Source organism: Vibrio sp. V42_P2S4T144, assembly GCF_009904715.1.
Lineage (GTDB): Bacteria > Pseudomonadota > Gammaproteobacteria > Enterobacterales > Vibrionaceae > Vibrio > Vibrio alginolyticus.
The window spans coordinates 1-11,221 of record NZ_WXWS01000399.1 but is presented as its reverse complement, the minus strand read 5'-3'; the positions used below and the strand labels follow the sequence as shown (position 1 = coordinate 11,221).

Sequence of the window (11,221 nt, the reverse complement as noted above, 5' to 3'; positions counted from 1 at the left end):
TTAATTCACTCCAAGTGAAATCATTGTAAGGTTTCTAAGAAGCAAAAGCGTAAACATAAATGCGTCATTAAATACAAAAAAGAGCCACTATCGTCAGTGGCTCTTTTTCCATTAATACTTCAAAAAAGTGACTAAGCGATGTTCGTCACCTCTAGGATCAGTTCGGCTTTTTTAGGTAAATAAATACTGAATTTACTGCCTTTTCCCCATTCAGACTCTGCTTTTAACTCACCACCCGTTTGGCTGAGAATACTTTGGGAGACCGATAGCCCTAACCCTGTGCCTTCTCGTTTAGTTGTGTAAAATGGCGAGAAGATTCGACTCAAGTTTTCTGGTTTAATACCGCAGCCCTCATCGATAACATGAATCGCGGCTCCTTTCACTTCGCCCTCTTCAATCCAGTCTTCACTGACTACTGTTAAAGTTCCTTTACCGCTCATTGCGTGAATGGCGTTCATTTGCAAATTAACTAAGATTTGTAGCAAGTGGTGACGGTTTATCTCAACGGACGTATGCGCTTGTAGGTCAGTCACAAACTCAACGTCGCGTTTCTTGGTGCCAGTTTTAACCAAGGTGATGCTTTCATCAATGATAGGATTGACATGTTGCCAAGTGATTTCATCTTGAACACCGCCTTGGCGACTGTATTGCAATAAACTGCGCGTGATATTGCGGATACGATCAATTTGCGCGTGAATCGCATCAATCTCCTCTTGTACTCGACTTGCATCGTCACCCAATTCAAAATGGATCAATTCTACGTTGCCAAGAATCACGGCGGTTGGGTTATTAATTTCGTGAGCAATCCCCGCGGTGAGTTCTCCCAATGCTGCCAGTTTTTCATGAACAACGAGTTTGTCGCGGGTTTGGTTGAGCAATTGAATATGCAGTTCAAGATCTTGGGTTTTTTCTCTCAGGCTTGCCGTACGCTCTTGAACTTTGCATTCAAGTTGAGCTGCGGAGTTTTTCAGTTCAATTTTGCGCTCTTCTAGCGCGTCTAACATATCATCAAACTGTCTGGCTAACTGCGCAAGTTCATGATCGGCATCTAATCCTAACGGGCCAATCCGTTTTTCTTTACCTTGTTGGACCTGCTTCACCACTTTATGAATGCGTTCGATCGGTCGAAACAGATCATAAGAACCGCGATATACCATCACGCCGGAAACCAGCAATAACATAACCGTAATCAAGCTGATTTCGGCAATGTTCGTCATGTAGGCTTTAACGAATGGCCACATGAGGTAACCGGTATAAAGCATACCAATAACATTGTCGTATTGGTCTTTGATTGGTTGATACGCCGTAATATACCAAGCGTCATACACATAAGCGCGATCAACCCACTGTTCACCCTTAGAAAGTACTTGGTTATACACTTCTGCGCTCACGCGAGTGCCTATAGCGCGCCCTAGTCTATGATCGCTGTCTAGAGGAACGTTGGTACTCACACGCAAATCATCGAGAAATACCGTCAACGTACCCACAGGGCGAAGGCGGTCGTTATCACTTAAGTAAATGAGATCGCGGATTTGATCCACCAGCACTGTGCTGTTGTTAAGGAGCAAACCACCATCAAGAAAGCCGATCAAATCGTTCGCTTGGCTGTATACCGGAATCACGGTCCGACTGACTAACCCACGCACCTCCCTGTCACCATCAGCAAGAATAGGCACTTCTGCTCGTTTGGCGAGTTCAGGATCGAGGCGTTCGAGTTCTTCTTTATTGAGTACATCAAAAAACGATTCGCGCTTGGTGAGATCCATAAAGCGGAATTTGTTTTCCATGGAATTAACGCGTTGGAAAGAGAGAAAATCTAAAGCATATCTTTTCTTCTGCTCTGTGACCCACTTTTGCAGGTCACCTTGTGGCGTTCCTTGATTAATGCGAATACGGAAATCGTACGAATCGGCAAACGCCCGCACGTAATTGGCTTGCTTTTGCTGTAACAACGTTACGCTGTTATTTGCAACACCAAGACGCTCCGAGACATCAAGCAGCGCATTTTGCCACGTGTAATGAATAGACCAATAAATGGTAATGCCGATCAGAGCTAACAACGTGAGGAAAATCGGCGCAGAGGTTAAGAATAACAAACGATAACGCACCATGGTTTTAAAACGGTGCGTCCATTTTGACAATCCTTTGTGCTGTGGGCCGTTAGTCGGCATATTCCTCATCCTCAGAATCCCATTCTTTGTACTTACGTTCTAAGGTCTTGCGAGCTACGCCCAAGTCACGAGCAGCAGCAGACTTATTGCCTTCATGCAAGTTAACGACTTGTTTAATATGTGCTTTCTCGACTTCTTTTAACGTCCAGCTGTTTGGATAGCCTTCGCCAGTAAATTCTTTGCCTTCTCTAAAGGTTGGTAACTCAGCAGAGTGAGAAACAGTAATCGATACATTAGGCAGTGAATGCCCGCCATTCAGCTCTCGCCAATAGTGTGCAGGTGGTTTGCCAAGCAAGATACAACGCTCAATCAAGTTTTTCAGCTCACGAATGTTTCCCGGCCAATCGTACTCACTCATGGCTTCCATATCCTCGTGAGCCCATTTGGGCGCAGGCATACCGAGCTCGCGCGTCAGCATATTGCTGAAAAATGGCACCAACTCAAATAAGTCGGTTTTGCGCTCTCGCAGCGGACACACTTCAATTTTCAGAACGTTTAAACGGTAATAGAGGTCACTGCGGAAATTACCTTGATTGACCTCTTCTTGCAGGTTTCGGTTGGTTGCCGCTACGATACGGACATCAATACTGATCTCTCTTTCTGAACCGACAGGGCGAATCGTACGCTGCTCTAACACACGTAATAATGATGCCTGCATTGCAAGTGGCATCTCCCCGATTTCGTCAAGAAATAAGGTGCCACCGTTCGCAACACGGAACAAACCTTCACGCGATTTTTTTGCACCGGTAAACGCGCCCGATGTATGACCAAACAACTCACTTTCTAAAAGCTCTGGTGCAATCGCGCCGCAGTTGATTGGCACAAACGGGCCCGTTCTCCCACTCGCCTGGTGGATACCTCGTGCAACTAGTTCTTTACCCGTACCCGACTCACCTTCCACCAAAACAGAAGCGCGTGATGGTGCAAATTGGTTAATAAGTTGCTTAAGCAGACGCGTTTTTTCTGAGCCGCCGATGATCTCTGAGGTATTGTGACGTTGGTAATCGCGTGTCATGGCGTACTGCATGCGTTCGTTCAAACGGCGATCCATACAGCGACTGACCGCTTTTAACATCTGCTCAAGGTTGAATGGTTTGAGGATAAAGTCGGAAGCACCGAGCTGTAGCGCTCGAATGGCAATTTCTAAATCCGCATAACCCGTCATAAAAATCACATCGGCACGTTTGTCATCATCTTCAAACGCTTCTTCCCACTCAATTCCAGAACGCCCTGGCAGATTAATATCCAGTAAGATCAGATCATAATGTCGAGAATTACGCAGTTGTTCTGCTTCTTCGATGCTACCAGCTGTATCGACATGTGAAAAAAGCTTACCCAATGCCTTTTTCAAGATGGCTTGCATGCCTAATTCATCATCGACGACCAGTACGGAAAAGGCGCTATATTGTTGGTTTGTACTAAGATGGGATTGAGTAGACATATTTACCCCAGATGGATTTCGATGGGACAGAGTGTACCAAGTTTAAACAGAGATACCCTACAAAAAGTGCGACATTTTGTACCAACGCAAACTTTTATGCAAATAACCCCATGATTTAGTGCATAAACCAAGCACTTTAAGCTTGTAAAAGGTTGGCATCTTGTTTGCTATAAGGTGGATACGGAGCGCATTTAAGTGATCTCAGGATGTTGATGTTTGCTTATTCCAACACCCTAAGACAACTTGCGTATTACGCTAATCGCTCTCGTCCAAAAAGGCTTCTCCCTAAAACCTGGAGAGATTCCAAAGAATCATTGGAAAGGAACACATAAAAATGAAAAAAATTGCGCTAACTCTGGCTGCAACGTCTATCACGCTTGTAAGTTACTCTGCGTTTTCTGCTCAAGACGGAGAACATGTTCGCCTTGCAACCACAACCAGTACTTACCATTCAGGTTTACTTGATTACCTGCTTCCACAATTTGAAAAAGACACGGGCTACAAAGTCGATGTTATTGCTGCAGGTACGGGTAAAGCCTTAAAAATGGGCGAAAACGGTGACGTAGATTTGGTGATGACACATGCACCAAAAGCTGAAGGCGCATTTGTTGAGAAAGGCTACGGCGTTTTACCTCGCAAGCTAATGTACAACGACTTTGTGATTGTAGGCCCGAAAGCTGACCCAGCAACAATCAAAAATGACGAAGGCGTGTTAGATGTATTCAAAGAGATCGCCAACAAAAACGCAACGTTCATCTCTCGCGGCGATGATTCTGGTACACACAAAAAAGAAATGGGCTTCTGGGCTCAAACTAAAATCGAACCGAACTTTGGTGGCTACCGTAGCGTAGGTCAAGGTATGGGCCCAACTCTAAACATGGCGTCTGAAATGCAAGGCTACACCATGACGGATCGCGGCACATGGCTGGCTTACCAAAACAAATTGGATCTAGAAATTCTGTTCCAAGGCGATGAAAAACTGTTTAACCCGTACCAAGTTATTCTTGTTAACCCTGAGCGTTACCCAACGATTAACTACCAAGGTGCGAAGGCATTCAGTGATTGGTTGGTAAACCCTCGCGGACAGGAACTTATCAATGGTTTCCGCCTAAACGGTAAACAACTGTTTGTTGCGAATGCTGAGAGCAAATAACGCAATATGAATCTTGCTGATACAACACTGGAAGCGCTTCGCTTACTGGTGAATTTTGATGCAGACCTATGGGAGATCGTTGCGGTCTCCTTTAGTGTTTCTATCACGGCAATATCCCTAGTGGTATTGCCGGCTATTTTGATGTCCTTTGTACTGGCGTATACCGACTTTCGCGGTAAATGGTTTTTGTTGTCGATCGTAAATACGCTGCAAGCGGTCCCTACCGTGGTGATTGGCCTGTTGCTGTACATGTTGCTGTCGCGTGCTGGCCCTTGGGGAGACTGGCAAATGCTGTTCACTCAGAAGGCAATGATCTTCGGCCAAATGGTGATCTGCTTCCCTGTTTTGGTATCGATGATGCATGGTGCATTACAATCTAGCGACCGTCGTGCAGTGGAAACTGCCATCACGCTGGGCGTCTCCATTCCGCGCTTGGCAGCTACGATGATTTGGGAAACCCGCTTTCCTCTACTTGCGGCTATCATTGCAGGGTTTTCACGTATCGTGACCGAGGTGGGCTGCTCAATGATGGTTGGTGGGAACATTATGGGCGTGACGCGAAATATTCCCACGGCTATCGCAATGGAAAGCAGTAAAGGTGCTTTTGCGCAAGGAGTTGCATTAGGAATTGTATTACTATCTTTAGCGTTGGCTCTAAACTTCTTCTTATCAAGCATGAGAGGCAAAGGCTACCTCAGAACATAGAACATGAAGCAAACAAACGACTCACCATTAACCCCATGTCGAGGCGAATTATGACTATAAAAATCACCGCCGAACAGTTATCCATGCGCTTTAAAGAGCGTGTGCTTTTCCACATCCCTGAGTTAGCCATCGGCCCAAATGATGCCATTTATCTCAAGGGTGACAATGGTGTGGGCAAAACTACCCTACTCAAAATCCTTGCTGGCTTGCTCAAACCCTCTACTGGTGATGTTGTTGCGCCAAAAGATACGTGGCTAAAAAGACTGACGCGTCGCAATGGTCGTGTCGATGTGATTTATCTCCACCAATCCCCTTACCTTTTTGACGGCACTGTATATGAAAACGTAGTCTATGGAGTGAAATATCAACAAGACACGCAAAAAGATAAGCGAGCTCAAGTTATTCACGCGCTGCGCATGGTAGGTTTAGAAACCTTAGCGGACGAACATATTTCCGTGTTGTCCGGCGGTGAAAAACAGCGCGTTGCCATGGCAAGGGCTTGGATCTTAAAACCGTCGATTTTGTTGATGGATGAGCCAAGTGCGTCTTTAGACCAAGAATCCATTGAACGATTGGTGGTGATGGCGAAAGATCTTTTGGATCGTGGTTCCAGTATCGTGGTGACAAGCCATCAGGCCAACGCACTGACCGACTTATGTAAAAAACAGTGGTGGATTAAAGACAAGACTTTGATAGAGTCTCCTCTGTTGTATGTCATACCAAAAGAAACATCCCAAGAGAATGCATATGCTTCAACCAACACAAACTAGTTGGGTCATTTTGGCTGGTGGCCAAGCCAGCCGTATGGGTGGAAAAGATAAAGGTCTGATTGAGTTAAATCAGAAGCCACTCATCGAACACGTTATTGAACGTTTATCTCCACAAACTCCACGCATTTTAATTAATGCCAACCGAAACCAAGATGCGTACAGCAAATTTGGTTTCGTATTTAGTGATCAATTCAAAGATTTCCCTGGGCCTATGGGCGGTATTCACGCGGGTTTGATGCATGCTGAAACTGACTGGGTCGGATTTGTACCTTGCGATAGTCCACAAATTAACACCGACCTTGTCGAGCGTTTCTGCCAGTTTGTCAAAGAAGACAGCGATATTTTGGTCGCGCATGATGGTGACCATCAGCAACCTGTTTTTACGCTCTACCACAAGCGCGTACTGCCAAAACTCACCGCGTTTTTAGAACGTGGCGACCGCAAAATCATTCTGCTCTACAAAGAGTGCAACACCAGTTACGTTGACTTTAGCGACTCACCAAACTGTTTCGTCAACTTGAACACTCCGGAAGAACTGGCGCAATTTGGACAATTAGAATCATGAAACACACGCTAAACATTCCTATTCTTGGTTTTGCGGCTTATTCAGGCACAGGCAAAACCACACTGCTTGAAGCCCTATTGCCAAAGCTAACTGAAGCGGGCCTGCGCATTGGCATGCTAAAACATGCTCATCACAACTTCGATGTCGATAAGCCGGGTAAAGACAGCTACCGTTTACGCAAAGCTGGCGCATCTCAAATGCTGATTGCTTCTCGCAACCGTTTTGCGTTAATGACAGAAACGCCAGAAGCCGAAGCGGAGTTTGAATACCTATTAACACGTTTTGATGAAGACATGCTTGATGTGGTTTTGGTCGAAGGCTGCAAAAACATCGCGTTTCCTAAAATCGAATTGCACCGTGAAGAAGTCGGCAAGCCTTGGCTTTATCCAAACGATGAAAACATCATCGCTATCGCTTCAGACGGCGGCGAGTTGGACTCTGAACTGCCACAAATGAACATCAATGATCTTGAAGCGATTGCTCAGTTCGTTATTCAGTATGTTCAAGAAGCGAACGCACCAAAAAACAAAGAGAAAGAAGCCGCATGTTGCGATACCCTTTCTCCTGCTTTCCTTTCTGTGGTTCAAGGCCAAGAGAAAATCCTTTCTTTGGTGAACACGGTTTCGGAAATAGAAGCATGCAAGATTGAAAACGCCTATGGCCGCGTTCTTGCGGAACATATCGTTTCACCAGTAAATGTGCCGCAATACACCAACTCCGCGATGGACGGTTATGCCATCCGCAGTGATGATGTTGACCGTGATAGCTACCAAGTGGTTGCTGAAGTGATGGCGGGCCATGCTTACGAGCAGCCTCTGGAAGTTGGTCAAGCAGTTAAGATCATGACTGGCGCACCAACACCACGTAACGGCGATACAGTGGTCATGCGTGAGCAAGCCATTCAAGAAGGTGACAAGGTCACTTTTAACGGTGCGAATATCAAAGCAGGCCAAAACGTTCGTCAAGCAGGTGAAGATCTCGCTATCGGCAGTGACGTCTTTACCGCAGGTACTCGCCTCGCCTCTCCAGAGATGGGCATGATCGCTTCGCTTGGCTTTGGTGAAGCGAATGTATTCCGCAAATTGAAAGTTGCCGTGTTCTCCACCGGTGACGAAGTACAAGCACCGGGAACAGAGCAAAAAGCGAATTCTATCTACGATTCCAACCGTTTTACCATCATGGGCATGCTTGAAAAGCTCGGCTGCGAGATCTTGGATTTCGGTATTCTGGAAGACAACGAACAGTTAATGATTGAAGCGTTGGAAAACGCATCGGCGCAAGCGGACGTGGTTATGACTTCTGGTGGCGTATCTGTTGGTGATGCGGATTACATCAAACTTGCCTTGGATAAACTTGGTCAAATCGATTTTTGGCGAATCAACATGCGTCCGGGACGTCCACTCGCGTTTGGTCAAATCAACAACAAGCCGTTCTTTGGTCTGCCGGGCAACCCTGTTGCCGTGATGGTCTCTTTCATTAACTTTGTCGAGCCTGCACTGCGTAAGATGCAAGGCGAACAAGGCTGGAAGCCTCTGAAAGTGAATGCCATCGCGACTGAAAACCTTCGCTCTCGACAAGGTCGTACCGAGTTTAGCCGTGGCGTCTATGAACCGGATGCAACTGGCCGTTTAACCGTTCGTACAACAGGCAAGCAAGGCTCTGGTATTTTGCGCTCAATGAGTGAGGCAAACTGTTTGATCGAAATCTCCCCAGCTATTGATACAGTAAAAGCGGGAGAAAGCGTGACAATTATCCCACTTCAAGGCAGAATCTAGCTCAAACTAGAAATTCAAAGGTCAGCGAGTCTGGCCTTTTTGTTTAATACAGAAACCTTTTCAGAGAGACAGCTATGGCTCGCACCATTCTTTACACTTACAAAGACCAAGACAAAGAACTGACATTCTCATACCAGCAACACCGCAACATTCAAGAAGCAGTTGCCGAGGCAGAAGGTATCGATATCACTGAGTTCCTAAAGATGGAGCAACAAATCGAAGCAGTGTCTGACACTAAAGCAGTGCGCAACTACCGCGACAACTACTTCAGAAAATTAGGCTTTAGTAAAATCACCCTAGCTCAAAAAGAAAACCTAGGCGTAGGCAAAAAGAACAAATAAGCTTAGCTGCAAACAGAAAACTCACGATTCGTCGTGAGTTTTTTATGCATGCTACTTTTGTTCATGATCTATACCCGAGCATACCGAAATTACTTAGGTATATAAGTAAAAGCCCCGTTTAACCTTGAAAGTCTAAACGGGGCTTTAAATTTCTTCTTACTTTATATCGAGTAAGGTTTAAGTCATTACTTGATGTTTAAGAACGCAGCGCCGCGTACACCACCTGAATCACCGTGTTTTGCTTTGATGATCTTAGGACACTTAGCCACAGACAATAAGTGTTTAGGGATGCGTTTTGGCATCTCTTCGTAAATCAATTCGAAGTTAGATAAGCCTCCACCAAGTACAACGGTGTGTGGGTCTGTTGCAGTAAACAGGTTTGCAAAGCAGATTGCTAGCAGCTCCATAAAGCGCTCGACGTGCTCTACTGCTTTCTCTTCACCCTCTGCGTGCGCTTTAATAATGTCGATCGCTTTCTTCTCTTCGCCGTAGTAATGCGCGTAAAGAAGCTCGAAACCACGACCAGATAGGTAACTATCTAAACAGCCTTTGTTGCCACAGCCACAGCCAAGTAATGGTGCGTTTTCACCCAGGTGGAACCATGCGTCGATAGGAAGACGTGTGTGACCCACCTCACCCGCTACGTGGTTGCGGCCAGAGAATACTTTACCTTCGTAGATAAAGCCACCGCCAAAACCAGTACCAAGGATCAAACCTAGTACAGATGGTTCATCTTGAAGATCTTCGTCCCACGCTTCAGAAAGCGCGAAACAGTTTGCATCGTTTTCAATTTTTACGCTGCGACCGATTTTAGCTTCCAGATCAGCACGAAGTGGTTTGCCTTTTGCCGCAGGAACGTTAACTGTTAGTACCGTTGCATCATCGGCGTCTTCCATACCTGGCAAGCCAAGACCAATCGTACCTTCGCAGCCAAACTCTGTATCGTATTTATTCACCAATTCCGCAATGGTATCAACCAGCAGCTCGTAGTTGTCTGTTGGTGTAGGTACACGTTCCGTCGCTACACGCTCAAGCTTCTCGTTAAATGCACCAAATTCAATTTTAGTGCCACCGACATCAAAGCCGTAATACATGTATTTCTCTCCTAAAAAATGCTTCAAACGACTCTCAAAAATGGCTAGAGTCAAAAGTATAAACTGATGGCATTATCCATATCTGTACGCCTGCAAACCGTGACCGAATGCAGATTTATCCCCTCACCGAAGCCAGTTGAACAACATACCATCAACAAAAGCTCATTCCTTAGAGTCAGCTCTCGGTTTTCATCCACTCTTTGAAACGTTTCAAGTGTGGCTGGTTAGGGTCGTTTTTGACTCGAGTCTTGCTCAGCATGTAAGTTTCTCTGAAGGCTTCAAACCACAATTGAAGGCATTCCGCAGCTTTAGGCTCACCAGCTTGTTTTAAAACTAATGTCGCGACTTCGGCGGTTGAAAGATGCTGATCATTCTCGGAGCGGCGCATGATGTATTCAGACAGAGATTCCGGCTCAATGGAAAGCACAGGCAAAGATTTAAGAAAATCAGAACGACGGAATATCTTTCGCGCCTCACGCCAGCTACCATCAATAAAGATCAGCAACCATTTTTTGTTCTCGACATCTTCTTTTACCAATCGCCCTGGCTCTAGATCTTCAATTAAACGAGAGGGATCATCCACATAGTCTGCAGGAAATACAATCACCGGTTGGTAACTGTCATCCTGTAGTAGCGCTAGCATCTCTTCAGACGGTTCTGTTCGGTTCCATTGATACACGTAAGTCTCTTGAATCGTATCAGCGATTAGACGACCGGTATTACTTGGCTTAAACACTTCGTTTTCAGAAACAATCAACATACATGCAATATTGGCCTTGATGTTTGGCTGAAGGTCGCACAAACAGTGTTGCTCAGAAACCTGGCAATATTGGCAACGAACCACTTTACATCCACGCGCGTTGAAAGGCTTGGTTGAGATAGATTGTCGGTACTGATATAAACGGTGGAAAGCGTGAATTCTCATGGTAAGTAATGCCAAGTAAAAAGTAGAGCGCGATTCTACTGATATTATGGTTTCGCCTCAAGATAAGCCCATCAGCAGTGTGTTGAAATAATTTCACTCTTATCTCGGTCATAGATAAAGAAATAAATAAGGGAATGACAGTGACAGAAACGACATTTCAAGAACCCTCATGGCTCAGATTAGGCTTTTTCCTTGGCGTATTATTGCTTTGTGCCATTTGGGAAAACAAATTGCCTAGAAAAACACTGACCGCTTCGCGCAGGTTTCGCTGGGTCAATAAC

Annotated in this window: 10 protein-coding genes and 1 pseudogene; 7 read left to right on the top strand and 4 right to left on the bottom strand. The window is 45.5% G+C overall.

Annotation, left to right across the window (positions count from 1 at the left end; all coding sequences use genetic code 11):
* Positions 1–131: 131 nt before the first annotated feature.
* Positions 132–2,171 (bottom strand): sensor histidine kinase, encoded by a 2,040-nt coding sequence (locus CAG68_RS13475; RefSeq protein WP_017634912.1) that lies wholly within the window; start codon positions 2,169–2,171, stop codon positions 132–134.
* Positions 2,161–3,612, bottom strand: coding sequence for a sigma-54-dependent transcriptional regulator (locus CAG68_RS13470; protein ID WP_017820677.1), 1,452 nt, complete (start codon positions 3,610–3,612; stop codon positions 2,161–2,163). The genes CAG68_RS13475 and CAG68_RS13470 overlap by 11 nt, the downstream gene beginning before the upstream one ends.
* 334 nt (positions 3,613–3,946) lie before the next feature.
* Between CAG68_RS13470 and CAG68_RS13465 the strand changes: the two genes are divergently transcribed.
* The 6 genes from CAG68_RS13465 (at position 3,947) to CAG68_RS13440 (ending at position 8,921) form a co-directional block, all read left to right on the top strand.
* Positions 3,947–4,765: a substrate-binding domain-containing protein gene (locus CAG68_RS13465; RefSeq protein WP_005389522.1), complete on the top strand. Its 819-nt coding sequence runs from the start codon at positions 3,947–3,949 to the stop codon at positions 4,763–4,765.
* 6 nt (positions 4,766–4,771) lie between these two features.
* A complete protein-coding gene (locus CAG68_RS13460; RefSeq protein ID WP_005389524.1) occupies positions 4,772–5,470 on the top strand; it encodes an ABC transporter permease in 699 nt (232 codons plus the stop codon).
* Positions 5,471–5,520: 50 nt separating this feature from the next.
* Complete coding sequence (locus tag CAG68_RS13455) at positions 5,521–6,240, top strand: energy-coupling factor ABC transporter ATP-binding protein (protein ID WP_025766658.1); 720 nt, start codon at positions 5,521–5,523, stop codon at positions 6,238–6,240.
* Positions 6,218–6,805 carry a molybdenum cofactor guanylyltransferase MobA gene (gene mobA, locus CAG68_RS13450; RefSeq protein ID WP_005377572.1) on the top strand — a complete coding sequence of 196 codons (588 nt, stop codon included), beginning with the start codon at positions 6,218–6,220 and terminating at the stop codon, positions 6,803–6,805. Before CAG68_RS13455 ends, mobA begins: the two co-directional genes overlap by 23 nt.
* Positions 6,802–8,580 carry a bifunctional molybdopterin-guanine dinucleotide biosynthesis adaptor protein MobB/molybdopterin molybdotransferase MoeA gene (locus CAG68_RS13445; protein ID WP_161441263.1) on the top strand — a complete coding sequence of 593 codons (1,779 nt, stop codon included), beginning with the start codon at positions 6,802–6,804 and terminating at the stop codon, positions 8,578–8,580. The genes mobA and CAG68_RS13445 overlap by 4 nt, the downstream gene beginning before the upstream one ends.
* A gap of 74 nt (positions 8,581–8,654) precedes the next feature.
* A complete protein-coding gene (locus CAG68_RS13440) occupies positions 8,655–8,921 on the top strand; it encodes a DUF2960 domain-containing protein (protein ID WP_005377584.1) in 267 nt (88 codons plus the stop codon).
* Positions 8,922–9,106: 185 nt separating this feature from the next.
* On the opposite strand, the gene nagK is transcribed toward CAG68_RS13440, so the two are convergent.
* Complete coding sequence (gene nagK, locus CAG68_RS13435; RefSeq protein WP_005377586.1) at positions 9,107–10,015, bottom strand: N-acetylglucosamine kinase; 909 nt, start codon at positions 10,013–10,015, stop codon at positions 9,107–9,109.
* A gap of 175 nt (positions 10,016–10,190) precedes the next feature.
* Positions 10,191–10,940: a tRNA-uridine aminocarboxypropyltransferase gene (locus CAG68_RS13430; protein ID WP_053350551.1), complete on the bottom strand. Its 750-nt coding sequence runs from the start codon at positions 10,938–10,940 to the stop codon at positions 10,191–10,193.
* 134 nt (positions 10,941–11,074) lie between these two features.
* Between CAG68_RS13430 and CAG68_RS22360 the strand changes: the two are divergent.
* Positions 11,075–11,221, top strand: a pseudogene (locus tag CAG68_RS22360) (sterol desaturase family protein); the annotation flags it as partial.

Excerpts from the sequence above, each read along its gene's own strand:
- CAG68_RS13475 (WP_017634912.1), bottom strand. The coding sequence starts at position 2,171 with ATGCCGACTAACGGCCCACAGCACAAAGGATTGTCAAAATGGACGCAC.
- CAG68_RS13470 (WP_017820677.1), bottom strand. The coding sequence starts at position 3,612 with ATGTCTACTCAATCCCATCTTAGTACAAACCAACAATATAGCGCCTTT.
- CAG68_RS13465 (WP_005389522.1), top strand. The coding sequence starts at position 3,947 with ATGAAAAAAATTGCGCTAACTCTGGCTGCAACGTCTATCACGCTTGTA.
- CAG68_RS13460 (WP_005389524.1), top strand. The coding sequence starts at position 4,772 with ATGAATCTTGCTGATACAACACTGGAAGCGCTTCGCTTACTGGTGAAT.
- CAG68_RS13455 (WP_025766658.1), top strand. The coding sequence starts at position 5,521 with ATGACTATAAAAATCACCGCCGAACAGTTATCCATGCGCTTTAAAGAG.
- mobA (WP_005377572.1), top strand. The coding sequence starts at position 6,218 with ATGCTTCAACCAACACAAACTAGTTGGGTCATTTTGGCTGGTGGCCAA.
- CAG68_RS13445 (WP_161441263.1), top strand. The coding sequence starts at position 6,802 with ATGAAACACACGCTAAACATTCCTATTCTTGGTTTTGCGGCTTATTCA.
- CAG68_RS13440 (WP_005377584.1), top strand. The coding sequence starts at position 8,655 with ATGGCTCGCACCATTCTTTACACTTACAAAGACCAAGACAAAGAACTG.
- nagK (WP_005377586.1), bottom strand. The coding sequence starts at position 10,015 with ATGTATTACGGCTTTGATGTCGGTGGCACTAAAATTGAATTTGGTGCA.
- CAG68_RS13430 (WP_053350551.1), bottom strand. The coding sequence starts at position 10,940 with ATGAGAATTCACGCTTTCCACCGTTTATATCAGTACCGACAATCTATC.